This window comes from Campylobacter sp. RM12651 (assembly GCF_022369475.1).
Classification (GTDB): domain Bacteria; phylum Campylobacterota; class Campylobacteria; order Campylobacterales; family Campylobacteraceae; genus Campylobacter_E.
The window spans coordinates 1,697,409-1,723,990 of sequence record NZ_CP059600.1; the positions used below are offsets into that span (position 1 = coordinate 1,697,409).

Annotated in this window: 28 protein-coding genes; 7 read left to right on the forward strand and 21 right to left on the reverse strand. The window is 28.0% G+C overall.

Annotated elements, in window-relative coordinates; translation table 11 throughout:
• Window positions 1–77 precede the first annotated feature (77 nt).
• Together AVBRAN_RS08380 and AVBRAN_RS08385 are read right to left on the reverse strand one after the other, a co-directional pair.
• Complete coding sequence (locus AVBRAN_RS08380; RefSeq protein WP_214118621.1) at window positions 78–1,229, reverse strand: hypothetical protein; 1,152 nt, start codon at window positions 1,227–1,229, stop codon at window positions 78–80.
• Between the two features lie 7 nt (window positions 1,230–1,236).
• On the reverse strand, window positions 1,237–2,328 hold the full coding sequence (locus AVBRAN_RS08385) for an amidohydrolase (RefSeq protein ID WP_239803030.1): 1,092 nt from the start codon (window positions 2,326–2,328) through the stop codon (window positions 1,237–1,239).
• Window positions 2,329–2,428: 100 nt separating this feature from the next.
• Between AVBRAN_RS08385 and AVBRAN_RS08390 the strand changes: the two genes are divergently transcribed.
• Both AVBRAN_RS08390 and AVBRAN_RS08395 read left to right on the forward strand, forming a co-directional pair.
• The gene (locus AVBRAN_RS08390; protein ID WP_239803031.1) at window positions 2,429–3,091 is read left to right on the forward strand and encodes a hypothetical protein; all 663 of its coding nucleotides are present in this window, start codon (window positions 2,429–2,431) and stop codon (window positions 3,089–3,091) included.
• Window positions 3,088–3,552: a YjiG family protein gene (locus AVBRAN_RS08395; protein WP_239803032.1), complete on the forward strand. Its 465-nt coding sequence runs from the start codon at window positions 3,088–3,090 to the stop codon at window positions 3,550–3,552. Before AVBRAN_RS08390 ends, AVBRAN_RS08395 begins: the two co-directional genes overlap by 4 nt.
• A 31-nt stretch (window positions 3,553–3,583) precedes the next feature.
• On the opposite strand, the gene AVBRAN_RS08400 is transcribed toward AVBRAN_RS08395, so the two are convergent.
• Window positions 3,584–3,886, reverse strand: a complete 303-nt coding sequence (locus AVBRAN_RS08400) for a c-type cytochrome (RefSeq protein WP_214118628.1) — start codon at window positions 3,884–3,886, stop codon at window positions 3,584–3,586.
• Window positions 3,887–4,049: 163 nt separating this feature from the next.
• Between AVBRAN_RS08400 and AVBRAN_RS08405 the strand changes: the two genes are divergently transcribed.
• From AVBRAN_RS08405 to AVBRAN_RS08415, 3 genes are read left to right on the forward strand one after another with little or no spacing between them, the layout of a single operon-like run.
• Window positions 4,050–4,724 (forward strand): response regulator transcription factor, encoded by a 675-nt coding sequence (locus tag AVBRAN_RS08405; protein ID WP_239803033.1) that lies wholly within the window; start codon window positions 4,050–4,052, stop codon window positions 4,722–4,724.
• Complete coding sequence (locus AVBRAN_RS08410) at window positions 4,714–5,700, forward strand: HAMP domain-containing sensor histidine kinase (RefSeq protein WP_239803034.1); 987 nt, start codon at window positions 4,714–4,716, stop codon at window positions 5,698–5,700. Before AVBRAN_RS08405 ends, AVBRAN_RS08410 begins: the two co-directional genes overlap by 11 nt.
• Window positions 5,701–5,755: 55 nt before the next feature.
• Window positions 5,756–7,738: a methyl-accepting chemotaxis protein gene (locus AVBRAN_RS08415; RefSeq protein WP_239803035.1), complete on the forward strand. Its 1,983-nt coding sequence runs from the start codon at window positions 5,756–5,758 to the stop codon at window positions 7,736–7,738.
• A 1,462-nt stretch (window positions 7,739–9,200) separates the two neighbouring features.
• On the opposite strand, the gene AVBRAN_RS08420 is transcribed toward AVBRAN_RS08415, so the two are convergent.
• From AVBRAN_RS08420 to pyrF, 10 genes are all read right to left on the reverse strand, one after another.
• The gene (locus AVBRAN_RS08420; protein WP_239803036.1) at window positions 9,201–9,677 is read right to left on the reverse strand and encodes a hypothetical protein; all 477 of its coding nucleotides are present in this window, start codon (window positions 9,675–9,677) and stop codon (window positions 9,201–9,203) included.
• Window positions 9,678–9,791: 114 nt separating this feature from the next.
• Window positions 9,792–10,703, reverse strand: coding sequence for a glutaminase A (gene glsA, locus AVBRAN_RS08425; protein ID WP_214150556.1), 912 nt, complete (start codon window positions 10,701–10,703; stop codon window positions 9,792–9,794).
• A 2-nt stretch (window positions 10,704–10,705) separates the two neighbouring features.
• Complete coding sequence (locus AVBRAN_RS08430) at window positions 10,706–11,929, reverse strand: Nramp family divalent metal transporter (RefSeq protein ID WP_239803037.1); 1,224 nt, start codon at window positions 11,927–11,929, stop codon at window positions 10,706–10,708.
• 24 nt (window positions 11,930–11,953) lie between these two features.
• Window positions 11,954–12,934, reverse strand: coding sequence for an agmatinase family protein (locus AVBRAN_RS08435; protein WP_239803038.1), 981 nt, complete (start codon window positions 12,932–12,934; stop codon window positions 11,954–11,956).
• Window positions 12,935–13,106: 172 nt separating this feature from the next.
• Window positions 13,107–13,856 (reverse strand): hypothetical protein, encoded by a 750-nt coding sequence (locus AVBRAN_RS08440; RefSeq protein WP_239803039.1) that lies wholly within the window; start codon window positions 13,854–13,856, stop codon window positions 13,107–13,109.
• Complete coding sequence (locus tag AVBRAN_RS08445; RefSeq protein ID WP_239803040.1) at window positions 13,857–14,627, reverse strand: hypothetical protein; 771 nt, start codon at window positions 14,625–14,627, stop codon at window positions 13,857–13,859.
• A gap of 15 nt (window positions 14,628–14,642) precedes the next feature.
• Window positions 14,643–15,113 (reverse strand): hypothetical protein, encoded by a 471-nt coding sequence (locus AVBRAN_RS08450; RefSeq protein ID WP_239803041.1) that lies wholly within the window; start codon window positions 15,111–15,113, stop codon window positions 14,643–14,645.
• Between the two features lie 77 nt (window positions 15,114–15,190).
• The gene (locus AVBRAN_RS08455) at window positions 15,191–15,658 is read right to left on the reverse strand and encodes a hypothetical protein (protein WP_239803042.1); all 468 of its coding nucleotides are present in this window, start codon (window positions 15,656–15,658) and stop codon (window positions 15,191–15,193) included.
• A 114-nt stretch (window positions 15,659–15,772) separates the two neighbouring features.
• Window positions 15,773–16,378, reverse strand: coding sequence for an orotate phosphoribosyltransferase (pyrE, locus tag AVBRAN_RS08460; protein WP_214116805.1), 606 nt, complete (start codon window positions 16,376–16,378; stop codon window positions 15,773–15,775).
• The gene (gene pyrF / locus AVBRAN_RS08465) at window positions 16,371–17,096 is read right to left on the reverse strand and encodes an orotidine-5'-phosphate decarboxylase (RefSeq protein ID WP_214116806.1); all 726 of its coding nucleotides are present in this window, start codon (window positions 17,094–17,096) and stop codon (window positions 16,371–16,373) included. Before pyrF ends, pyrE begins: the two co-directional genes overlap by 8 nt.
• Window positions 17,097–17,253: 157 nt before the next feature.
• On the opposite strand from pyrF, the gene AVBRAN_RS08470 reads away from it, so the two are divergent.
• Window positions 17,254–17,415 (forward strand): hypothetical protein, encoded by a 162-nt coding sequence (locus AVBRAN_RS08470; RefSeq protein WP_214116808.1) that lies wholly within the window; start codon window positions 17,254–17,256, stop codon window positions 17,413–17,415.
• A gap of 23 nt (window positions 17,416–17,438) precedes the next feature.
• On the opposite strand, the gene metA is transcribed toward AVBRAN_RS08470, so the two are convergent.
• The gene (metA, locus tag AVBRAN_RS08475; RefSeq protein WP_214149860.1) at window positions 17,439–18,365 is read right to left on the reverse strand and encodes a homoserine O-succinyltransferase; all 927 of its coding nucleotides are present in this window, start codon (window positions 18,363–18,365) and stop codon (window positions 17,439–17,441) included.
• Between the two features lie 89 nt (window positions 18,366–18,454).
• Here metA and AVBRAN_RS08480 point away from each other — a divergent pair, with 89 nt between their 5' ends.
• Window positions 18,455–19,735 (forward strand): O-acetylhomoserine aminocarboxypropyltransferase/cysteine synthase family protein, encoded by a 1,281-nt coding sequence (locus AVBRAN_RS08480; RefSeq protein ID WP_214116812.1) that lies wholly within the window; start codon window positions 18,455–18,457, stop codon window positions 19,733–19,735.
• Between the two features lie 49 nt (window positions 19,736–19,784).
• Here AVBRAN_RS08480 and flgG read toward each other — a convergent pair whose 3' ends face one another.
• From flgG to AVBRAN_RS08515, 7 genes are all read right to left on the reverse strand, one after another.
• On the reverse strand, window positions 19,785–20,573 hold the full coding sequence (gene flgG / locus AVBRAN_RS08485) for a flagellar basal-body rod protein FlgG (protein WP_214116814.1): 789 nt from the start codon (window positions 20,571–20,573) through the stop codon (window positions 19,785–19,787).
• A gap of 8 nt (window positions 20,574–20,581) precedes the next feature.
• Window positions 20,582–21,391: a flagellar hook-basal body protein gene (locus AVBRAN_RS08490; RefSeq protein WP_214116815.1), complete on the reverse strand. Its 810-nt coding sequence runs from the start codon at window positions 21,389–21,391 to the stop codon at window positions 20,582–20,584.
• Between the two features lie 100 nt (window positions 21,392–21,491).
• Window positions 21,492–22,760: an MFS transporter gene (locus tag AVBRAN_RS08495; RefSeq protein ID WP_239803043.1), complete on the reverse strand. Its 1,269-nt coding sequence runs from the start codon at window positions 22,758–22,760 to the stop codon at window positions 21,492–21,494.
• A gap of 94 nt (window positions 22,761–22,854) precedes the next feature.
• The gene (locus AVBRAN_RS08500) at window positions 22,855–23,271 is read right to left on the reverse strand and encodes a ribosome maturation factor (RefSeq protein ID WP_214116819.1); all 417 of its coding nucleotides are present in this window, start codon (window positions 23,269–23,271) and stop codon (window positions 22,855–22,857) included.
• Entirely contained in the window at window positions 23,272–23,631 is a 360-nt protein-coding gene (gene rbfA, locus AVBRAN_RS08505; RefSeq protein ID WP_214116821.1) for a 30S ribosome-binding factor RbfA, read from the reverse strand.
• On the reverse strand, window positions 23,631–26,306 hold the full coding sequence (infB, locus tag AVBRAN_RS08510) for a translation initiation factor IF-2 (protein ID WP_214119782.1): 2,676 nt from the start codon (window positions 26,304–26,306) through the stop codon (window positions 23,631–23,633). Before infB ends, rbfA begins: the two co-directional genes overlap by 1 nt.
• Window positions 26,287–26,553 (reverse strand): DUF448 domain-containing protein, encoded by a 267-nt coding sequence (locus AVBRAN_RS08515; RefSeq protein ID WP_214116825.1) that lies wholly within the window; start codon window positions 26,551–26,553, stop codon window positions 26,287–26,289. Before AVBRAN_RS08515 ends, infB begins: the two co-directional genes overlap by 20 nt.
• Window positions 26,554–26,582 lie beyond the last annotated feature (29 nt).

Here is a 26,582-nt window from a genome sequence, read left to right on the forward strand (position 1 = left end):
TTAATTTTCGTTTAATTTTATTTAATGATACTTAAAAATTTTTGAAAATTATTACAATAATTACTTATATATTTATATTAAATTTCATTCTTTAAACAAAATGAAAATTCTTTAGCAAAAAAGTTTATATTGATATTTCCTTTTTCACAAGGAGTGATTATTTTGCAATTTTGATAACAAGGCAAAATCCCATAAAATTCTAATACTTTAAAATTATCATTACGAACACTAATTTCATTAATGCCTTGTGATTTTAGCTCTTTTGCTAATTCTTTATTTAAATGATAATTTTTAGCAAAATGCTCGTTTTCATCAACAAATCTATATAAAAATGGATTAAATATCACAAATAAAAAGCTAATCACTAAAGAAATTAATACAAAAAATAATATCACATTATGTTTTGCTCTAAATTGTGGTAAATGCACTTTAAAAGAAGTTAAAAAATTAGCAATTATTAAAGGTATAGCAGGTAGTAAAAATGGTAAAAACTCGGCAATTTCTGGCTTTTGTCTAAATGATAATAATAAGCATATTATAAAAGCACTCGCACTTATACAATATAGCAAGTCCTTTTTACCCTTAAAACTAATATAATAAATCGTATAGAAAAAATACAAAAATAAAGGCGGAGAAAACACAGCCGACATAATAGCAAGTGAGTCTAAAAAATACCCCCTAGGTCTGCCTGAAAAATCATATCCATACATTATAAAAGTAGCAAACATTAGTAAAATTGATAAAATTAATAACTTTGATAATCTATTAAAATAAGCATAAAAAATACAAGCAATATATAATGAAATCATAGCTTTATCAATATAAATACAAGCAATCAATACTCCATAAAATATATAAAATTGCCTTTTTATAGCAAGATATACAAGAAGTAATGAAGTAAATATAATAATTCCTGCAGGATTAATTAGTAATGCTGAAGCAAGGCTTCCTGGAGTAAGATTAAAGATAATATTAGATATATAGGCGTTATTTTTAAGGTATTTAATTGATATTTTATATAGCAAAATATTGCTTAAAATATGCAAGATTATATAAGCAAATCTTATATTTTCATTGCCAAAAACACTTAAGGCAAAATTAGCAAAAAGCCCATTAAAACTATTTGAGCTAAGCTCGTTTAATTCATAAGGGCTAATACTTAAAAAGCTGTTTTGCCACAATAAAACGCATAAATCAATTAATAAAATAACGCCTAATTTATAATTCATCTAATTCCTATTTTAAATTCTCAAGCTCAAGCATTAAATTAAGCCACAATTTAACACCATTTTCTAAGGCATTTTTATTTAAACTCATTTCAGGATGATGAAGTCCAGGAGCGCAATCAACTCCTAAGCCCATAAATGCTGATGGAATGCCTAGTTTAATAGGATAGAAGAAAAAGTCTTCTCCACCAGGTGTAAATTGCTCTTTGATTAAATTCTCTTCTCCTAAAGTATTGCTTATAACTTTTTCGCAAATCTTAGCTAAATCTTTGTTAATTACAGCTGCGGGAATATTGATTAAGTATTCAAAACTCACCTTAGCATCATAAGCATTTGCTATATTTGTTATGATTTTTTCAAGTTTTTCTTTCATCTCTTGCATACTATCATTATATTGAGCTCTTAAATCAAATACCAAAATAGCTTCACTAGGAATTGAATTAGTAACCCCACTATCACATATAAATCTAGTTGCTTTTATACTACTTGGTTTATTTGGGTCTATATAAATTTTTCTCGCAGCATCAATAATACTAACACCTACATCAATTGCGTTAATTCCTAAATGTGGTCTTGCTCCGTGAGCTGCTTTGCCTTTAATAGTAATTTTTATAGCTGAACTTGCTGCATAATACATTGAAGCTATTGCTTTAGGACTTGGGCATTCTTGAATTGGGCGAATATGCATTCCAAAAATAGAGTTTAAACCTTCACAAGCTCCTAATTCTATCATCTTTAAAGCTCCACTGCCTAATTCTTCAGCAGGTTGGAATATAAATCTTATTTTGTTATTTTTAATGATATTTTGCTCTTTTGCCCTTAAAGCTGCACTAAGTAGCATAGACATATGTGCATCATGCCCACAAGTATGCCTTGCACAAGCTTTATCATCAATTATATGACCTAAAGCATCAATATCAGCCCTAAGTCCAATTATCTTGCTACCACTTCCTAACTCCGTATAAAAACCTGTATCTCCTATATTGGTTATACTAAAACCTGCATTTTTAAGAGTAGTTTTTAAATACTCACTCGTTTTAAATTCTTTAAATCCAAGCTCTGGAATTTCGTGTAAATACTCATAATGTTTGATAACTTCCATATTAACTCCTTTAAAAAATATAAATACTAATAACTATTTCTTATTGTTTTCTTAAAAAATATTGTAGAATAAAAACTTTATTTTATTTAAAAGGAGTAGTATGCAAAAAGCTACAGAATTTGAAGTAGGAAAAGTAAAACCTAGTGCTTATCTTGCTTTAATATTTTTAATCTTATTTTTTTCAGGACTTTTAGCAGGACACGATATGCTAAAGGCTTTTGATTTTTCTACTTTAACAGGTGGTTTTGGTAAAATCCCAAAAATCTTAGATGAAGCTAATATAAAAGCTACGACCTTCATAGGAGATGGTGGAAGTGGTGCTAGGGCTGGATTTTTATTTGCATTTAGCTTAATTCCTGCTGTAATGCTTGCACTTGGAGTAATTGAAGTAATGGAGCATTATGGAGCTATTAAGGCTGCTCAAAAATTATTAAATCCTATTTTAAAACCTATTTTAGGAGTTCCTGGATTATGTGGGCTTATATTAATTACTGATTTACAAAGCACAGATGCAGGTGCTGCTATGAGTAAAGAAGCAAGAGATAAAAATTATATAAACGATAAAGATTTAGTAGTAATTTGCGCTTGGCAATATAGTGGGGCTGGTATGATTAATAACTTTTTTGCAATAGGTTCAGCATTATTAGGACATTTAGTATGCTTACCAATAATTCCACTTGTATTAATGCTAATTATGAAATTCGTAGGAGCTATTTTTGTAAGAATAGTTTTAAATACATTTTATAAAAAGGATTTTGAATGAATAATGAGAGCAAAAACCCATTAGATATTTTTATAGTAGGTGCTAAAAAAGGTTTTAATATCGCTTTATATAATCTAATTCCTAATGTTTTAATGGCTTATGTAATAGCTGAAATGTTAAAAATCTTAGGAGTTATGAAATTCTTAGGAGATTATTGTGGCGTTATTATGAATATTTTTGGCTTACCAGGAGAAGCAATTACTATACTTTTATCAGCGTGGCTTAGCACTTCAGCTGGAGTTGGAATTGCTGTTAATTTATATGCAAATGGGATTATTGATAATATTGGCGTTAGCATAGTTTTACCTGCTATATTTTTAATGGGAGCTCAACTTCAGTATTTAGGAAGATTATTAGCTGTTGCAGGAGTTGCTAAAAAATACTGGATACTACTAATAATAACAAGTATTTTAAATGCTTTTATTTGTATGTTTATGATGAAAATTGTTGTTAGTTTGTAAAAGAGTTCAGGATTGCTCCTGAACTTAAGAATTATTTTAAAGTTACGATATAAGCAGCTAATGCTTTCATATCATCTTCGCTAAGATTTTTAACTTGTAATTCCATAGTTTTCTTAGCTTTTCCGCCAAATGTTCCAGCTTTATAACCTTGTAAAGCTTCTAAAATTGTTTTTTCATCTAAAGTATTGATGATAATTTCTGCACCTGGAGCTTTTTTCTCAGCTGCTTTACCATGACAGGCAATACATTTTTTAAATAATGTAGCTCCATCATTAGCCATTGCTGCAGTGCTTAATAAAGATAATGCTGCTAAACTTAATAATACTTTTTTCATTTTGTCTCCTTTTTTTAAAAATGAGTGAAATTGTATTCCTTTTTGATAAACAAACCAAAATTAATTTAATATTTAGAATTTATTTAAATTAATAATTATTTTCATATTATTTTTCTTACTTATTTTTTGTAATATTTTCAATATTTTTTAATTAGGATAACTTATGCAAGATTTACCTTTGGTGTATGTTTTAGAAGATGATTTAAGCATTAATAACTTAATAAAATATGCTTTAGAAAGCAGTGGTTTTAAAGTCATTAGTTTAATTAATGCAAAAGAGCTTTTTAGCGAATTAAACAATCAAATTCCACATATTTTAGTGCTTGATATTATGCTACCTTGCGAAGATGGTTTTAGTATCCTAAAAAAAATAAAATCTAATGAAAAAACAAAAGCTATTGAAGTAATTTTACTAAGTGCGTTAAATCAAGAAAACGATAAAGTAAAAGGTCTTGATTTAGGAGCAAGTGATTATATTACTAAGCCTTTTTCTATTTTAGAATTCCTAGCAAGAATTAGAAATATTTTAAGAAGAATTGATTGTAATAATGAAATCATTTTTAAAGATTTAAAAATTAACCTAAAAACTAGAATAGTAAGCATTAATGAAGAAGAAATAAACCTTACTTTAAAAGAATTTGAATTACTTACAAAACTCATTAAAAACCAAAACATTTGCCTTAAAAAAGAAGATTTATTAAAAGAAATTTGGGGAGCAAATATTTCAAGTAGGACTTTAGATATACATATAAATACTTTAAGAAATAAATTAAAAGATTATGCAAAATACATAATAACAATTCGTGGAGTAGGATATAAAATAGCTTATGAGAACTAGGATATTTTTTGCTATATTTTTTGTTTCATTTTTTGTTTTGATACTATTACAAGCAGCGATTTTTAGCGTTTTTGATAATATTTATTTTATAAATCTTGATTTTAAAATAGAAATTTTTAAAACAATATTTTTAGTATTTTTACTAATAACATTACTTAGCTTAACTCTTGCATATTTTATAAGCAAAAGCATAGTAAAACCATTATACGAACTTGACATAAACGAGCTTGATAAATCATTTCAATACAATGAATTAAAGACTTTTTTATCTCAAGTAAAAGAACATAATAAACAATTTAAAAAGATAAGAGCTGAGTTTAGTGCAAATGTTACTCACGAGTTAAAAACTCCACTTACTTCAATAATGTTAAGCTCTGAAATGCTTAAAAATAATCTAGTAAAAAAAGAAGATGAAAAGCAATTCATAGATACAATTTACAATCAATCAAGTGCTTTACTTGAGATGATTGATGAGATTATTAAATTATCATTTTTAGATGAAGTTAATAATTTTGAGATGACAAATGTAAATATAAGCAATGTTTTAAGTCAAATTATTAAAGAATTAGATTTTAAAATCCGTGAAAAAAATATAAAAATACTTATGAATATAGATGAGTTTATATTTTTTTCCAATGAAAAACTAATAAAAACTATGCTTTATAATATAATTGATAATGCGATTAAATACAATGTAGATAATGGCGAAATATTTATTAGTTTAAACATTAATAAAAAACATATAATTTTATCCATAAAAGACACTGGTATAGGCATTAGCAAAGATATTCAAAATAGAATATATGAGAGATTTTTTAGACAAGAAATAAGCAGAAACAAGCAAATAAAAGGTACAGGTTTAGGACTTTCAATAGTAAAAAAGATAGCTAGAATACATAAAATTAAAATAATGTTAAATTCCGAACTAAATAAAGGGAGTGAATTTACTTTTTATTTTAAAAAAATTAAAAATTAATTTTAATTAATTGTTTATAATATAATCAAATCAAATTCACAGGCAAGGAAAAAGTATGAAATTAACAAACAAAATTCCATTATTAATTAGTGTGCCTTTAGTTATTTGCTTTATTGTATTAGGCATTACAAATTACGAAAATTCTAAAGAAGATGCTATTGGCTACTCAGGAATTGGAAAAAAGCACACACTAGAAGCTACTATGCTTTATGCAGATACATTTTTTGTAGATAGAACAAATTTTATTAATAGTTTTTCTAAAACTCTTGGTAAAGCAGACTTATACAAAGAAGAAGAATTAATCAAACAACAAATTAAAAATGTGTTTTTAACTTCTGGATTTAACGCTTTATATTATTCTAGAAATGACAATGGAATGGCTTATTATATTAGTCAAGAAAATGATGATGAAGTTATAGTTTTACCTGATGAAGGTGATAGGGCTAAACAATGGTATAAAGAAGCAGTTGAAAAAGGACAAGCAATTATTGCTGATGAAGTTTATTACGATAATAAAATCAAGTCAGTAGTAGCAACTATATCAGCTCCAATCATCAAAGATGGTAAATTATTAGGAGTTTTAGGCGGGGATTTATCTTTAAAAAATATGAGAAATAATATTCTTTCTATTAAATATTCTCCTACAAATGCGGTATTTGCATATGATAAATTATTAAGATTTACAATTCATCAAAACGAAGCTTTAGAGCTAAAACCACACGATGTTTTAAAAGAAATTGATGCTAAATTCAAAAATGCAATGTCAAATGCGTCAAATAATTCAAATAAAATCACTCAACTTGAATATGTATTTAACAATGCAACAAAATTAGCTGTATGTAAAAAATATGATAAATTAAATTGGACTTTTTGTAGCACAAATGAATATAGCGACTATTCTAAAGAGCTAAATGATATTATTATTTCAAATTTAACTATGTTTGTTATATCTTTAATTGTAATTTTAGCTATTTTATTGGTATTAATAAGACGCTCATTAAACCCAATTAATGTTATAGAAAAAGGTCTAAGAGAAGTATTCGCACTAATAAATCACGAAAGAAAAACAGCAAGTAAGATTGATTTAAATTCTAAAGATGAATTCGGAGATATGGCTAAAGCTATTAATGAAAACATTGAAAGAACAATCAACTCACTTACTCAAGATACAAACGCAGTAGAACAAAGCGTTCAAACAGCAGCAGCAATTGAAAGCGGAGATTTAAAAGCAAGAATTACTTTAAATCCTGCAAACCCACAATTAATTGAATTAAAAAATGTCTTAAATAAAATGCTTGATACTTTAGAAGAAAAAGTTGGAGCTAATACAAACTCAATTGAAAAGATATTTGATGAATATAGCCAAAACGACTTTAGAAATGAAATAAAAAATGCTAAAGGTAGAGTAGAACTTGCAACTAATATGTTAGGTAAGCAAATAAGAGATATGTTAAAAACAAATCTTGAAACTGCAAGAAACCTACAAGATAAATCTAAAATACTAAAAACAAGTGTTAGTGATATAAACGAAGGTGCAAGAAAGCAAGCAAGTAGCTTACAAGAAAGTGCAGCAGCAGTAGAAGAGATGAGTGCATCTATGCATGCAGTAAATCAAAAATCAAACGAAGTTATTAAAAACGGAGAAGATATTAAAAATGTTATTACTATGATTAGAGACATTGCAGAACAAATTAATCTACTTGCACTTAATGCTGCAATTGAAGCAGCACGTGCAGGTGAGCATGGGCGTGGGTTTGCTGTAGTTGCTGATGAAGTAAGAAAACTAGCTGAAAGCACTCAAAAATCACTAACAGAAATAGAAGCAAGTGTTAATGTATTAACTCAAGGTATAAATGATATGAGTGAAAGCATTAAAGAACAAACTCAAGCAATATCTCAAATAAATGAAGCAATAAGTAGTATAGATGAGCTAACACGTGCTAATGTAGTAGTAGCTGATAATACTAATAAAATATCAGATGAAGTAGATTTAATGGCTAGCATTGCTGTTGAAGCTGTTATGAAGAATAAATTCTAATACTAATTATTCTTAAGAACTTTTATTTATTAAGTTCTTAAGAACTTATCTAAAGCTAGAAAGTAAAACTTTTTAGCTTTATTGTTTTTATGAGTTTTTGTCTTTTTACTTAGAGATTGTTTTTTAAAGCTTATTATTTTTTACCTTAAACCTAAAAGTTTTTTATATTTTTAATTTTTATAATTTTTCTTAGTGATTATTATCCTAAAGCTTTTATGTTTTTATAATCTTTACCTACCACCTAAAAAGCTTTTAATTTTAATAATCATTACTTAAGACCCAAAAAACTTTTTATATTTTTAATTTTCTTTTATCTTTTTTACCTATTCACTCTCATTATTATTTATAACTAGCAATTCATTTGCTAGTTATAAATAATAGTCTCAAGAGTGGAAAAAACACACTGAAAAAAAGAATTTAAAACAGGAATTTTAATTTTAAAACTAAAACCACAAATCAAATTCTTAATTCAAATTCCATAATTTTTAATGTTAAACACTCAAAATCTTACCAATTTTTACCAACTTAATTAGCGTTGGTTCTTTTTGGAGTTAAAACCAAATTCTTAGTTTAAATTCTTTATTTTTAAAATTATTAAAAATACACCTAAAAATACAATGAATTACCTTAAAACTTTTTCAATTCATAAATATTACAAATTCTAATTTCACTCTCATTATTATTTATAACTAGCAATTCATTTGCTAGTTATAAATAATAATCTCAAGAGTGGAAAAACACACTAAAAAAAGAATTTAAAAAAGGAATTTCAATTTTTTAAATCCAAAAACAAAAGTAAATTCCTAAATTAAATTCTTTTCTCTTTTTATTTTTTTTGTTTGATTTTTAAGATTTTTTATAATAAAAATATTTCTTTAAATTTAAAATCTTTCAAGGGGAAGGGAAGAAGACTTAAATTGCGAAATCAAACCTTGCTTTACCCTTAAACCACTTCCAATCCACTGACCACGCTCTGTAGGGAAAAACTGTCTACAATCCATAACCTGCTTTGCTAACGCTTCGTAGCTTGATGGATTTTTAACGGCAGTTTTTCATAATTTAATTGTTTTAAGCATAAAGAATTTGGATTAAAAATTTAGCTTTTAAAAATCTAAAATTTGTATTTTAAATTCTATATTTTTTAATGTTAAATTTTTTTATTTTTATCTAATTTGTAACTAATTTAAATTTTAAAAAGACTTAGAATTTAGCGTAATTTTATGAGCGTTAACAAATAAAATTACTTGTAGCTCAAGTTATTTGCTTTATTTTAAGAATATTGAAGTTTTATGGTTTTAAAATTTAAATTAGAAATTTCATTTTTCAAATCCACAGCAAACTTGCAAATGATTTAACACCAATTTTCACTATCTTTTAATTATAAATTTTTAAAAACTAAATTAAAATTAAATCTTTTTCTTTATATTAATAATTAATCAGAAAATCTAATTTATCAATAATTTTAGTTCTTTTTAGTAGCCTTAGATTTCATATAAAAATAAATTAAAATCGTAGATATTAAAGCAATAGCAAGAGTTAAAGTGCTATTGTGAATATCTCCTAATTTTAAAAAGCAAAATTTAAAAAACGCATTTAGAATACTAAATAAGGTAAAATAAAATAAAAAGCCTAAATCTTTCTCGCCTTTATAAAAATTAATAATATTTTTACAATAGATTTTAGTCGCAGATATACTAAAATAACTCCATATCATAAGCAACAAAAAACCTAACAAAAAACCTCGAGCATAAGCATCATCGTCATCTATAAAAAACCATGGCAATAAGTATCTTAATGGTATTAAAGTAAGTATAAAAGTATCCATATATAACATTAAAAAAGACCAAGAAATTACATACAATAAAACAATAAATATCAAAACTTTAAAGCAAGTTGCAACAAAAACTTTTATTAATTTATTATATATCCATTCTATCACATTAGCCCTTATAAAATATGCAAATTAATATAGTGAAATTATAAGAATTTAAATCTTAAAACTCAAAATATAAAGCACAAAATTACTAGATACTTTTAATTATTTTAGATTAATTTAAAAAATTGATAAATCTAAAGCTTTAGATAAACCCTCTAATATCCTAACACCACCTATTGAATTACCCTTGCTATCAAGTGCTGGCCCATAAACCCCTATACCAAATTCTCTAGGGACAAGCGATACCATACCACCGCCCACACCACTTTTACATGGAAGTCCTACCCTTACAGCTATTTCTCCTGATAAATCATAAGTTCCACAAGTTAGCATTAAACTCTTAATCGTTCTAGCTATTTTTTTACTAACTATTTGCTTACCATCTTTAAGCCCATCATTAGCTAAAAATAATCCTAATTTAGCTAGGCTTTTTGTGTTAGCTAGTATTGAGCATTGTTTAAAATAAACTTCTAAAGCCACCTCAACATCATCACTAATAATCCCATCATTTTTCATAAAATACGCTAAGGCTCTATTTTTATTGCCTGTTTTATTTTCGCTTTCGTATATTTTGGTACTTAATGACGCTTCATTATCATCAGTAATCAAACGAAAAAACTCAAGCACTCTATTAAATCTCTCTTCAGCATTTTTGCCTTTAATCATAGAAGCAACAGCAATAGCACCTGCGTTTATCATTGGATTAAATGGCTTTTTATTGTTTGATGTTTCAAGTTTCATAATTGAATTAAAGGCATCTCCTGTAGGCTCAACACCTACTTTTGAGAATACATACTCATAGTCATTATCTAATAAAGCTAACATTAAAGTAACTATTTTAGAAACACTTTGAATACTAAACCTTAGCTCACTATCACCCGAGCAAAAAACATTATAATCCTTATCAATCACGCAAACTCCCAAAGCGTCTAATTTAGCCTTGCTAAGCTCTGGGATATAATTTGCCAATCTTCCTAATTTTGTATATTTAATATTATCTTTTACTAATCTATCTAACAACTCTTGCATATTTAAATTACATTTCCTATCGCACTAATTAAACTACTTCCGCCTAAAATCACAGAAATTAAAGCGATGATAATACCTAAAAATATTTTAATATTGCTATTTTTATGATTTTTTAAAACCTTACTGCTTGATGTAATATACACCAAATAAACAACAATTACAGGTAGTATTATGCCATTTAGAATTTGAGCTGTAAATATTAAAGTTATAGGATTAAATCCGGTTGAAGAAACAATTACTCCAATTAATAATATTGCAGAACAGGTTAATTTAAAACGAATATCGTTATGCTTATAATCCCAACCTAAAAAAGCACTCATAACATAAGCAGCTCCCATAGGAGAACTGATAGAACAAGCAAGTCCAGCAGCAAATATACCAACACCCAAAACTATTTCAGCATAATTACCTAATAATGGTCTAAGTTGTATAGCCATATCAGAAGCATTTTTTACTTCCATTCCTATCATTGCAACACCAGCTGTAATTACAACAGCTGCTGTAATAATTCCACCTGTGGTTATAGAAAAATATATATCCCATTTTGATAGTTCTAATTCACTAGCATCTTTCCAAGTTCGTTTAGCGGTTGCTGAATGTATAAAAAAATTATAAGGCACAATAGTTGTCCCTATAATTGCAATGATAGTAAATAAACTGCCATCAGGAAAAGTAGGTAATAATAATCCTTGAAAAACTAAAGAAAAATCTGGCTTAACAACAAACATTGTTAAGATAAAAATCAAAGCCATTATAATAACCAATAGCATAAAGATTTTTTTGATAATATTAAAACTACCCATCCATAATAATACAAATACAAACAACCCCATATAAGGAGTAAGAGAAGTTATATTTATCCCAGTTATCGTTGATAGACCTAGTGCAGCACCAGTTAAATCCCCTGCATTATAAGCAGCACAACCTAAAACCACAGAACCGCCCACTAAAATTCCACTTAATATTTTTCCAATCTTACTTTTAAAAGTGTTTAATATGGCTTCGCCTAATCCCTTTTGAGTAATTATTCCAAGCCTTGCTGACATTTCTTGCAATATAATAGTAGCTATTATTGAAAATAAAACAGCCCAAAGTAAAGCAAAGCCAAATCCAGCTCCAGCCTTAGTGCAAGTTGTAATTGTTCCAGGGCCAACAAAAGAGCCAGTAACTACAGCTCCTGGCCCTATTGCTTTAATTTTATCCTTCCAAGTATATTTATTTTGCATAATTCCCCTTTATGTTTTTATATGTTATTTAATATTAAATCTATACTTAGTAAGACCTGTTAAAAAATATATACTCATCCACACTGCTACATGCCCTGAAGTATTTTGTGGGTCTTTTCCTGGATATAATTCAACAAAATCAAACGCACTAGCACCTGCTTTTCCACATTCGTGCAACATCATAGCAAGTTCATATGTGCTAAGACCACAAGGATCAGGTGGGCCTGCCGGATTAAATGCTATATCTAAAACATCAGAGCATATAGTTACATAAATAGCTTCTGTGCCATTACTTGCAATTTTAATTGCTTCGCTTATAGCAGCTTTCCAACCCATTTCTTTTACTTGCATTCCAGTAATTACATGAGCTCCAAATTTTTTTGCTTCTTTTAAACCATTTGGATTGTTTCTAGGTCCTCTTATTCCAAAATGCACCATTTTTGTAGGGTCTATATAAGGGTCTTCGTATAATCTATGAAAAGGAGAACATCTAGCTAATTTTTCTTCGCCAAATTTATCCATATTATCCATATGTGCGTCAAAATGAATAATGCCTATATTTCCATTATGTGCCTTAGCAAACTCACTAATTAACGGAAATGATATTGAGTGATCACCTCCAAATACTACAGAGATTTTTTTGGCTTTCATTATTTTAGAATACTTATCTTTTATGCTATTAAAAGAAAAATCATAATTACCATTTTCTATAGCACAATCACCAAAATCTCCACCAGTAAAATAATCAAATACATCTAAATCAAATTCTGGTAAATATCCACCATATCTAACAGAAGCAGCTCTAATATTTTTTGTAGATAACTCACAACCTGAATAATTACCATAAGTGCAAACCCCTTCCCAAGGCACACCCATTACTACAATATCATAATTGTTTAGTTCTTCATCATTATGAATCTTAGGTAACCCTAGAAATGATGGAACACCACTAAAAACTTCGCCAATTCTTCTACTAGGAACATAACAAATTGGTTTATCGTTCATAATCACTCCTTTTTTTAATATAGACTTTTATTATGGAATGAAATTATGTTTTTTATGATTTTTTTGATTAAATTTGATAAAAATCAATATTTTGTGTTACTTTTTGTAATTTTATTGAATAAGCTAAAATATTTTATAGAATAAAAAGTATTTAAAATCAACTCTAATGCTTTTAAATCCATTGAAATATACTTCCTTTATTTTTATTTTCATTTTTATTGATTAATTTTTCTAATTTTTCTAAATCGCTTTTATTAAATTTATTAAAGGAAAGCTCATAAGATTTATAAAAAATCTTAAATCTTTTTCGCTTTAAAAAAATTCTTATAGTATTTTTAAAATTTGTTTTAAGAAAATAATATTCCTTAATATCATCATATTTTATTTTGCTAACTCCTAAGCCTTTTACAAACACCAAGCAATCTTCATAGCAAATCACTCTTTTAACACCACAAAATATAATTAAAGTGCATAATATAATTACTACGCCGATTATTTTATAAATAATTAATTCATCTTTTAAAAAGCTTACAATACTAATAAATGAAAGCAGCATTAAAAATCCAAAAGTTATATGAACTAAATCAAATCTTTTTGGATTAATCACATAAATCGCATTGCTTGTATCAACTTCTCTTAATATATAAATTACAAGGATATAAATAGCGATAAAAATCATAAAATATAGCCAATTTTCTACTACAAAAATAAGCGAAATTAAACTAAATAAAACAATGGCAAAAAATTTTGATTTATCATAAAAATACTTCATTGATAAAACAAAATAATGAACAAACATATAAACAAACATTAAAAACAAATAATTTTCAACAAAACAAGATTTAATTGCAAGATATATAAAAACAGCATTTATAGGAGTTAAAGTAAATATAATTATAAATTTTAAAATTTCTTTAATCATTTAATATTTTTTATCTAATAATGTGTATTTTACTTGTTTATCTTGATTATAAATATCTAAGATTTCTTTTAATAAATAAATCACTTCTTCTTCGCTAAGTAAATTATTACCCGCAATATCTATGATTACAAATATAGCAGTATCAGTTGATAAACGCTTTTTATGCACAAGAAGTATTTTAATAATATCTGTTTTATATTTTAAAATCCAAAATATTCTATTTGAATTTAAATCACAATCAATAAAAAAACAATCAAGCTCTTTATTAAGTAGTATGGTTTTTGTGTTGAATATGGTATCTTGTATATTATATTTAGCAAGTGCTTCATTTATTTTATATTTTTCATAAATTTCGTTATCAATTTGTATAGTTTTAAAATCTAATTTAAACTGCGTATTGCCTACAAAACTTGATTTACTTTTAAAGAATTTCTTATATAACATTACTAATAAATAATAATACATAAATGGCAAAATCAAAGCTATTATTCCGCCTATTGATAAGGTCCAAATAGGAATATAAGAAAAACAAAACATAATAGATAAAAATATTAAACATAACTCTTTTGATATCTTGCTATATATTATATGAGTTAAAAAACATAAAGGTATAATAAATATTGAGCCTAATAAACTTCCATAAGGTGCTTGTGTAATTGATAAAAACATATAAAAAGTATCATATACAAAAAAAATTATCGTAAATAAAAAACAACAAATAGACAATATTACAATTGACATCACAATTTTTACAATACTTTTTTCTATCATAAAATCTCCTTTTGTTTATATGTATTCTCCTAGCACTTCATCTATTATATATGCTTTAAATTCTTTATCATTATTTAAGCTTCCGTCCCATTTATAAACAACTAATATTTCTTTCAATAAAGCTATTATTTCTTTTTCATTTAATGTTTTATTATCTCTTATAGAAAGAATTTTATAAACTCTATTATAAACTACATTATAAATCTCTTGTTTGATATCATAATCTAAAATTATCCTTATATGCTCGCCTTTATAATATAAAATCCACAAAGATTTATTAAGTTTTGCATGGTCTAGTTCTGGGTCATCAAAATACATACAATTCATAAACCAGCAGTCTAACTCTTCATCTATTACAATGCGTTCTTCAAAAGGAAATTTATGATGTTGTTTGAGATACCAATCATTAGTATGCTTAATACAAATATCTACAAAAGAATATTTCTTCTCTAATCTATCATCAATAATTGCGTTTTTAAAAGCCATTTGCTTACCTTTTTTAAACCAAATTCCTACTTAAAATTCCACAATTTTTAAAGAATTTGAATTAGGATTTAAAATATTTATTCTTTTATTATTTCATCTCTTAAATAAACTTTATAATCTTCTTCAATTTCGCCCCAGGCACCAGCCACATTATAAACATCTAATATTTCTTTAAGAAGATTTATAACTTCTTTTTCGCTTAATAATTCATTGTTTTTAATATCAAAAATACTCCAAACTTTATCGTATAAAACACCATCTATTGTTATATCAAAATCATAATCAAGTATAACTTCAATCAAATTACCTTTATAATATAAAACCCACAAGCCTTTACTAAGTCTTGCACGCTCTAATTCAGGGTCTAAAAAATTATAAGCTTGTATTATAAAACAATCTAATTCTTCATCTATTACTATTCTTTTCTCATCAGGCAACATACGATTTTGTTTATAGTATAAGCTATCTGTATAATTGCAAAAAATATCTGTCATTTTGTATTTTTCATCAAGTTCTTTTGTAACTACTGCGTTCTTAAAAGCCATTATTTCTCCTTAATTTTAACTATTAAGTAAATATTATAAAAATTATTTTTTGTAAAGTAAAGAAGGTCTGAAGATATTCAAATTCCAAAATCGGAATTTGAAATTAAAATTATTTTATTCTTGAGCGTCACGCCATTCGTTTAGAACTTTTACTTCTTCATCGCTTAAAAATCCACTAAATGCAGAAAATCCACTAAGCGAATAAGCAGGGCAATCAATACTCTCATAATTTTTCTTAGCTTGATTTAATTCATAGCTAAATATTGAAAACACACCTTTTACATCTAATCCGTGAGACCTAGCAGCACCAACAGCAGCAATACTTGAACCGCCACTTGAGATTAAATCTTCTAGCACAACGCAAGTGCTTCCGTGCTTAAAGCTTCCTTCAATCATCTTTGCTCTTCCGTGGGTTTTGTTTTTTGATAATATATATACTAATGGTTTGTTTAATATATCAGCCACCCAAGCTCCGTGAGCAATAGCTCCAGTAGCAGTTGCTGCTATGTAATCAACATCTCCTGCTTTTTCTTTAATCAAATTCGCTAAATGATTTGCTATGATTTTACGCTCTTTTGGATAGCTAATTAACACACGATTATCACAATATATAGGGCTTTTAATACCACTTGAATATGTGAAAAATTCTTTAGTATTAATAAATATTGCTTCACAATCTTTTAATATTTTTACAACTTCACTTGCAACTTCTTTATTCATTTTCTTCTCCTTTTATACATTGAAAATAAGCTCTAATAGGATTAGAACTCTTTGTAATCATTCTACCAGCTACAATATAATCAATATTGTTTTCTATAGCAAATTTTGGCGTAGCAACCCTTGCTTGGTCATTTGCATCATTGCCTAAAAATCTAATGCCAGGCGTAAGAGCCTTAAGTCCTAAATCTTTAGCAAATTTTGCTTCATAAGCACTACTTACTATGCCATCAAGACCTGCTTTTTTGCTGATTAAACAGCGTTGTTTTACGCAATCATTAATGCTTCCATTAAAGCCTAAATCATTTTTAAATTCTTCTTCTTCAAACGAAGTTAATACAGAAATTCCAAATAATTCACACTTGCTACCTAATTCATTTTTAGCATTAACAGCAGCCTTTAAAGCTTGCTCGCCTGCAAAAGAATGAAGGCTTAAAATATCAATATCATTTTTTAAAAGTGTCTTAGTAGCATTATAAATAGTATTTGGAATATCAATTAATTTTAAATCTAAAAATATATTAAAACCTAAGTCTTTTAGCTCTTTTAAAAAGTCATTTCCAGCTGTGTAGTATTGCCACATACCGACTTTTAAATAAGGCATAATTAATTTTAAATTATGCTCTTTTGCATAGTTTTCAAGATTTTTTGCTGATAGTTTTGATACAAATTCACGGCTTTGCTCTAAGGTGTCAAAATCTAATGCGATTATGGTTTTCAAATTATCTCCTTTGATTTAATAAAATTATCTCTTTTTAACTCTTTACGACTTAGCATTATGCAAAAATTTATTAAATAAAACATATTGAATTTGTATTTTTAAAAGTTATTTATTACATTATTTAAATAATATAATACAAAAATCAAAAGGAGAAAAAATGGACTTTTTAGACTCATTAAAACAAATCAAAACAGATATAAAAGAAAATGAAAAGAAAAAAGAGCAAGAATTAGAACTAGCAAAAATAAAACAAAAAGAAGAAGAATTAAGACAAGATTTCATAAATTATATGAATGAAAGCGGAGTTAAAAAAATCTAATTAAGATTTAGAAAATCTAAATCTTAATTAATTGAATTAAGTTTGTCTAATTCAAAAGGTGTAGTTTGATATACATAATAATTTAGCCAGTTGATATAAACGCAATTTGCGTGAGCTCTCCAAGTAAGTTTTGGGGGATTGTTTGGATTATCATCTTTATAATAATTATAAGGAATATCAACATCTAAGCCGTTTTTAATATCTCTTTTATACTCATTATCTAAAGTAGTGCGAGAGTATTCAGGATGACCTAGGACAAAAACTTGTCTTCTATCAGAACTTCTTATTAAATAGCTTCCTGCTAAATCGCTTTTAGCTAAAATCACTAAAGATTTATGATTTGCTAAGGCTAATTCATCAATTCCTGAATGCCTTGAATGTGGAGCTAAAAACACATCATCAATTCCCCTTAAAATCTCATCTTTACTATCAATTACATCGTGATAAAACACTCCGCTTAATTTCTTTTTTAAAGGAATTTTTGCAATATTGTAATGATAATTTAGCCCAAACATCGCACCATAGCATATATGAAGAGTGCTAAAAACATTGCTTTTGCTCCATTCTAAAATACTAACTAATTCATCATAATAAGTTATTTCGCTAAATTCATATTGTTCTAGCGGAGCTCCTGTTATTATCATTCCATCAAATTTTTTATGCTTTATCTCATCAAATACCAAATAATGCTCGTTTAAGTGGCTTTGACAAGTGTTTTTGCTCTCGTGACTTGCTATTCTTAAAAGCGTGATTTTTACTTGTAAAGGCGTATTAGAAAGCATTCTAAGTAATTCTAATTCAGTTTCTTCTTTTATTGGCATAAGGTTTAAAATCACAAGCTCTAATGGACGAATATCTTGAGAATTTGCTCTTGCTTCATCCATTACGAAAATATTTTCATTTTCTAATAAAACTTTTGCTGGAAGGTTAGTTTTTATATTAACGGGCATTTTTTCTCCTTTTTTAACTAATTTTGCCATTTTTTACTTGCTAAATACTTAAAATAAAGTTAAACTAATATTTTTTTAAAGGAGAGAAAATGTTAAAACAAGATACTTTATGTATTCACGCAGGTTATGAGCCAAAAAATGGCGAAAGTAGGCAAGTGCCAATCATTCAATCAACTACTTACAAATACGATTCTTGTGAATTTATGGGAAAATTATTTGACTTAGAAGAAAGTGGATACTTTTACTCAAGAGTAGCAAATCCTACAAATGATTATGTAGCTAGTAAAATTGCTAAATTAGAAGGAGCAATTGCTGGGGTGCTAACTTCTAGCGGACAAGCAGCTATATTTTTTGCAATTACAAATATTTGTAAAGCAGGAGATCATTTAGTTTGCGTAAATGAGATTTATGGTGGAAGTATAAATCTAATAGGCGTAACGCTTAAAAAATTTGGAATTGATTGCACCTTTATTAGTGCAAATAGCACAGATGATGAAATAAGAGCAGCTATTAAAGAAAACACAAAATTAATTTACGCTGAAAGCGTATCAAATCCTGCTTTAGTAGTGCTTGATATTAAAAGATTTGCAAATATTGCTCACGAAAATGAAATTCCATTAGTAATTGATAATACTTTTGCAACTCCTATTAATTGTCAGCCTATAAAACACGGAGCTGATATTGTTATTCATTCAGCTACTAAATATCTCGATGGGCATTCAAGTGTGATTGCTGGGGTTGTGCTTGATAGCGGTAATTTTGATTGGAGTAAGTATCCTAAAAAATTTGCAGATTTTAACACCCCTGATGAGTCATATCACGGATTAATCTATACGCAAAAATTTGGCAAATTAGCGTATATTGTAAAAATGATTGTTCAATTAATGAGAGATATAGGTGCTTGTTTACCTGCAACTAGTGCATATATGCTATCAACTCATATTGAAAGCCTACCTTTAAGAATGGCAAAACACTGCGAAAATGCGAAAAAAATTGCAGAATTTTTAGAAAATAATGAATATATTGAAAGCGTAAATTGCCCTATGCTAAAAAGTAGTCCTTATTATAATCTAGCTTTAGAATATATGCCTAATGGGGTTTGTGGGGTTATTAGCTTTACATTAAAAGCAAATAAAGCTAAGGCAGTTAAGTTTTTAGATAGCTTAAAATTAATAATGATAGCAACTCATGTAGCTGATGCAAGAAGCTGTATTTTACACCCTGCAAGTCATACTCATAGACAATTAAATGAAGCTGAATTAATAAAAGCTGGAGTTAGCGAAGGTCTTGTAAGGCTTTCTGTTGGTATTGAAAATGCTGATGATTTAATAGCTGATATTAAACAAGCATTAGAGGTTACTTTTAAGTAATTCGTATTTGAAATTCTTATAAAATTATAAGAATTTCAATCTATATTATTTATCTTTTAAGTCCATTTACGATTGATAGCATTTCATCACTTGTAGTGATTGCTTTAGAGTTTGCTTCATAAGCTCTTTGACCTGTGATTAAATCAGTCATTTCCTCTACTAATTGCACGTTACTCATCTCTACGAAGTTTTGCTTAATTTGACCAAAACCATTAGTCCCACCAGTGCCAACTACAACTGCTCCACTAGCACTAGTTTCAAGGAAATTATTATCCCCTAATGCGTGTAAGCCACTAGGATTTATGAAGTTTGCTAATTCAATTTGACCTAGTTGCACTGCTTCAGGATTACCCGCTTGAATTACACTTACAACCCCATCAGTTCCTATCCCAATAGCAACTGCATCTTCAGGAATTGTAATTTCAGGGATTAATCTATATCCATCACTATTTACGATAGTTCCTTCGCTATCTAGCTTAAAAGCACCATTTCTTGTATATGCCGTAGTGCCATCAGGTAGCTGAACTTGGAAAAAACCATTACCTGCTATTACCATATCTAATTGATTGCCTGTTTCTTTGAAATATCCTTGTGTAAATTGCTTTGTAATTGCTGTTGGGCGAACTCCAAGACCTACTTCAATACCTGTTGGACTTTGCGTTGTTGTGCTTGTGCTAGTGCCTGCGTATTCCATTACTTGATACATTAAATCAGCAAATTCTGCTCTATTTTTTTTGTATCCCATAGTATTTACATTGGCAATATTATGAGATGTTGTATCAATTTGTGTTTGCTGTGCTATCATTCCTGTTGCTGCTGTATATAAAGACCTAAGCATTTTTACTCCTATTTAACATTTGCTAATTTATTTATTGCGTCGCTATTTAGCTCATCCATATGGCTAGTCATTACTTTTTGATACATTTCAACTAAACGATGAGTTTCTATAAGACCTACCATTTCATTAACGGCATTTACATTACTCATTTCTAAAAACCCACTCGCAAGTGCATTTGAGCCCTCGAAATCCTGCATTTTAGTTAAATCATCTAATTTATAAAGATTATCTCCTATCTTTTCTAAATCCCTTGTATCATCCATCCTAGCTACAAAAATCCTATTTGCTACTTCACCATCTAAATAGACATTTCCATCTGAATCAATAGTTAATCTTTGATTATCTCCTACTTGAATGCCATCATTTGCAGGGTCTTCAAAATAATTCGAGCTTAATAATCTATCTCCATTTTTTGTAACTATAAAGCCATCTTCATCTAGGCTAAATGCTCCATTTTTGCTAAATTTCACACTACCATCTGATGAGCGAACCATAAAAAAACAATCACTTCTTTTGATTGCAATATCTAAAGGATTGTTGGTCGGACGGATTGCACCTACGCTAAAATCTGTGTATTCTATATCAATATTAGGAACTCTATTTATGGTTTGATTTATATATTTTGCAGCTTGTTTTGTATGATTATCAATTGGCATATTTTGCATTTCTTCATCATAAAGCCTTTTAAAATCAGCAATTACTACATTATCTCTTTTATAACCTGCTGTATTTACATTAGCTAAATTATTAGAGATAACATTTAAGCGATTTAGTTGAGTAACCATTGCTCCTGTAGCTTGATAAAATCCGTTTTGCATAACTTTCCTTAAATATTTTATATTTTGATAAAAGCAAAACTTATTCCAAAATAAGATAAACTTCTAAAAATTTTTAGAGTTTATCTTAAAATCAAATTCTTTATTTTTTATTTTTCATAATTTTGTCAAAAAATACAGAATTTAAAAAAGCCATTAAGCATATGAAAATAATGTAATATCCACTACCAATATCAAATTTTCCGTGTGATTGAACTACGATAATTGGAGTTAAAAATCCTGCTATCGCATAAGCTAAATTATAAGAAAATCCTATGCCTGTATATCTAATACTAGCCTTATAAAGCCTACACATAAATAATGATGTAAAATTAACAATACCACCAAAAAACGCAGAAGCAAAATAAAATATACAAGTTAAAGCAAAATCCTTTAAAACATATAAAGAATAAAAATACATAGTGCTAGTAAAAACTAATAAAATAGCAAAAATTTTGCAAACTAAACTAGCTTTAAATCTATCAGCCAATGCCCCACAAACAACAAGCCCAATCATCATAAATATACTCGCAATAATTTGTAAGCTAGTATTTAAAGCAGGATTAATATTTAAAATACCTTTCATAAAATTAGGCATCATTATTAAAAATACTAAAACACAAGCAGTAAGAACAATAGTTAAAAACATTGATAAAATTATTTCTATTTTATAATCTTTTATGACTGATTTTATAGGAAAATCGCTTAATTGTTTTTCAGCTTGAAGTTGCTTAAAAATAGGAGTTTCTTGCAAAAATCTTCTAAGATAAATGCTAATTAGACCAAAAATACCGCCGATTAAGAAAGGAATTCTATACGCATAATCTTTTATTTCATCTTCTGTGAAATTTAGTTGAAGCAATAACGCACTTAAAGCTCCTAAAGTAATACCACCACAAACCCCACTAGTTAAAACTCCTAAAAATAATGCCTTTTTATTATCAGGACTATGCTCATATATAAAAGCCCAAGCACCAGGTAACTCTCCACCAATTGCAACGCCTTGAACTAATCTAATAGCTAATAAAATAGCAATAGCAAAATAGCCAATTTGCTCATAAGTAAGCATAATCGCAAAAATAAATGTAGGAATTACCATTAAAATAATGCTTAATAAAAACATATTTTTCCTACCAAACTTATCTCCAAAATGTGCCATTATAACTCCACCTAATGGACGAGCTAAATACCCTGCAGCAAAAGCTCCATATGTATTTAATAATTTTATACTCTCATCAAGCTCTTTTGGAAAAAAATGATGTGTAAAATACGGAGTAAATAATGCAAATATAATAAAATCATAAAATTCTAATGTCCCACCTAATGCACTTAATGCTAAGGTTTTTGTATCTTTTTTTGTAATAGTTTTCATTAAATTCCTTTAAATTTCTTTGTTTTTTTATTTCTAATTTTGATTTTGTTAATGATTATTAATTTGAGTAAGAGTATATAGGTAAGGCTTTGCCTTACCAATAGATATAAGTTTTTGTAGATTTAATATCTGCGTAGTTTAAAATTGTGCCATCTTCTAAAGTGATTTTTTCATCATCAGCACTAAGTAATTTTGAGATAATTTCTTCTTTTTCTTTAGTTTTGATTTTTAATATCTCACCTATACTAAGTTTAAAATGCTCTATTTTAGTAAGCTTTCTTTCAAGTCCAGGAGAGCTTACTTCTAAAAAGTATTTTTCATCTGTAGGTGGATTTAAATCAAGTATAGGAGAAATCAATCTACTAAATTGCTCGCAATCATCAAGGCTAACTGATTTATTTTCTCCATCTTTTAAGATGAAAATTCTATAAATAAAGTTATTGCCTTCTTTTGCTAATTCAGTATCATAAATCACTAAATTAAGCTGTTTAGCTAAATTCTCTAGCTCCATTTATTTCTTTTCCTTATTAATTTGCTTAAATAATTCTTCTATTCTATTAATTTTATCTAAACTATCGTCAAACCTAAAATGAAAATTTGGACATCTATACATACCAAGTGCTCCTAAGCAATGAGCTTGCAATACTTTACTAACTCTTTTTAGCTTAGAAAGCACTAAATTTTGTTCATCTTTTGTAAGCGACATTTTATCTAAATATATAAAAGCATCATAACGACCCTTTTTGCAATCTACATCATTTACTAATAGACCACTTAATAAAGGATCATCTAAGTTTGCTAAAGCTTCTCCTACTAATTCCTTTAGCAAACTTTGTGTTCTTAGGCGTTTTATTTGTGCTTTATCATTCATTATAAACTAGCCTTACTTTGAACTTCTTTATAACTTTCTATAAAATCGCCTTCTCTCATATCATTAAATCCAACGATACCAACACCACATTCATAACCTTTGCTAACTTCTCTAGCGTCGTCTTTAAAGCGTTTAAGTGAGCTAATCTCTCCTTCAAACACTACAACACCTTCACGAATAACACGGATTTTAGCCCCTCTTACTATGCTTCCATCAGTTACCATACATCCTGCTATTTGTCCTACTTTTGGCACATTGATTACTTGTCTAATTTCAGCTTGTCCGAGTTGCTCTTCGCTAATAATAGGACTCATTAAACCACCTAAAATAGCCTTAATTTCATCAATTAGATTGTAAATTACATTATATGTTTTAATCTCAACCTTAGCTTCTTTTGCTTTTTCCTTAATATCCCCTGTTGGACGAACATTAAAGCCAACTATAACACCACCGCTAGCTTGTGCTAAAGCAATATCTCCTTGAGATATTCCACCAACACCACCTAAAACAATATCAACTTTTACCTCATCATTTGAAAGCTTTTCAAGACTTCCTCTAATAGCTTCTAATGTTCCACCTACATCGGCTTTTAAAATAACAGGTAATGATTTTAAATTCCCTTCTTTAATTTTTGCACTTAATTCATCAAGGCTTACTTTTGTTGATTTGCTTAATTCTTTTTGTCTTAAATATTCGTGGCGTTTTTGTGCGTAATCTCTTGCTTCTTTATCAGTCGCAACACTAATTAATGTCTCACCTGCATCAGGAATTTCATTAAGACCCATAATTACACCACACTCGCCTGGTAAAATCTCTTTTAGTGCGTTACCTTTGCTATCTGTAATGCTTTTTACCCTACCATAAGCAATACCTGCTACAACGGTATCTCCTACTCTTAGCGTTCCATTTTCCATAATCACAGTAGTTACTACACCACGACCTTTTTGTAAAGAACTTTCAACTATATTTGCTTTTGCAGCTGTATTCTTATTTGCTTTAAGCTCTAAAATTTCAGCTTGCAATAAGATAATTTCAAGTAAATCTTCAATTCCAGTTCCCTTTAAAGCACTAATATGAACGAATTCATGACTTCCACCCCACTCAGTTGGCATAATATCAAGCTCTGCTAATTGAGTTTTAACTCTATCAGGATTTGCTGCTTCTTTATCTATTTTATTAACAGCAATAATGATTGGAACACCCGCTGCTTTTGCATGCGAAATTGCTTCTTTTGTTTGTGGTTTTACACCATCATCAGCTGCAACAACAATAATTACTATATCAGTAACACTAGCACCCCTAGCTCTCATCGCTGAAAATGCTTCGTGACCTGGAGTATCAATAAAGGTTATATTTTTACCATTTTTATTAACCATATAAGCACCAACATGCTGAGTAATTCCACCTGCTTCGCCACTTGCTACACGACTATTTCTAATATAATCAAGCAAACTTGTCTTACCATGATCAACATGCCCCATAATTGTTACAACAGGAACTTTAATATCTTTTAATTCTTCTTGATTTTCTTCATAATCAGCAACATAATCAAATTGTGCAGTCTCATCAAAAAAGCTTATTTCAATTCCAAACTCAAGTCCTAAAATCTCAATAGTTTCTTCATCTAAGAAATCATTTTTAGTAGTCATCATTCCTTGCATAAATAGTTTTGAGATTAATTCGCTATCTTTTTTACCTAACTTCTCTGCTAATTCATAAAGTCTTATTTCTTTAGGAATTTTAATACTTGTAATTTCTTCGCTACTTTGTTCTTTTTTATATGCTTTTGATTTTTTACGGCGAGACCTTGCTATTGAAGTATTTGTAAATTGATTGATTTGGTTATTAAATGCACTTCTTAATGAAGTTTGTGCCTTTGCAGGCTTTTCAATATCTTCTTTTCTTTCATTAAATGAAAAATCAGGCATAACCACAACATCATCTTCATCATCATTAATCTCTGCAAAATTAGTATCAAAATCCATCTTAGATGAACTTTCTTTTCTTGCTGCTGGAACTATTTTTTTAGCTTTTTTCTTTTTTAAGCTTTCATCTGTGCTAAATATTGAAGCAAACGATACGGGCTCTTTTGATTGAGCTTTAGGCTTAACCTCTTCTTTAACTTCTTCTTTTGCTGCATTTTTCTTCTTAATAATTACTAAGCCACGGCGTTTTTCAAGCCCACTTCTTGCAAGACTTACAGGTTCTTCTTGCACTAATTCTTCTTTTGCTATTTCTTTGCTTTTCATTTCTTCTTTAACTTCTACCTTAGTGATTTTTTCTTCTACTATTTTTTCTTCTTTAGTTTCTTGTTTATCTTCTTTGGTTTCTTCTTTAAGAATTTCTTTTTGTTTGCTTTCAGTTTTTTTTGTTTTTTCAATCTTTTCAGTCTTTGTACTTTTTTCAGCTTTTTCAGTTTTACTTTTTGTAGTTTTAGAAGTAGTTGATTTTGTACTAGATTTTTTGGCACTTTTACTTGATTTTGCAACTTCATCTTTTAAAATTTGTTGAATTGTTCCATTTTTTAAATACTCATATATTGCTGCTGCTACATCTTCACTTACAGCTTTTTGAGGTGATTTATAATCAAATCCTAATTCATTAATTTTTTCTAAAGTTTCTTTATTTTGATAACCTAATTCCGCTGCTATTTCACTAATTTTTATATTCGCCATTTAAAAACCTTTCTTTTAATTTACTAGCAAGTTCTTTTTTATCTATATTAATTTTTATAACTTTTTGCAAAGACTTTAAAAAATCACTATCATCTTTTTTAAGGCATTCATCACATAAATACATACTTCTACCGCTATTAAATTGAAATAAAACTTCATTTAAAGACACTTGAAAACGCTTTAAATCAGTTTGATTTTTTCTAATCTTGCAAATAATACACATTCTAATAGGTTTTGCTTTTTTCATAATCTTTTAATTTTAATTGTTTTTGCTTA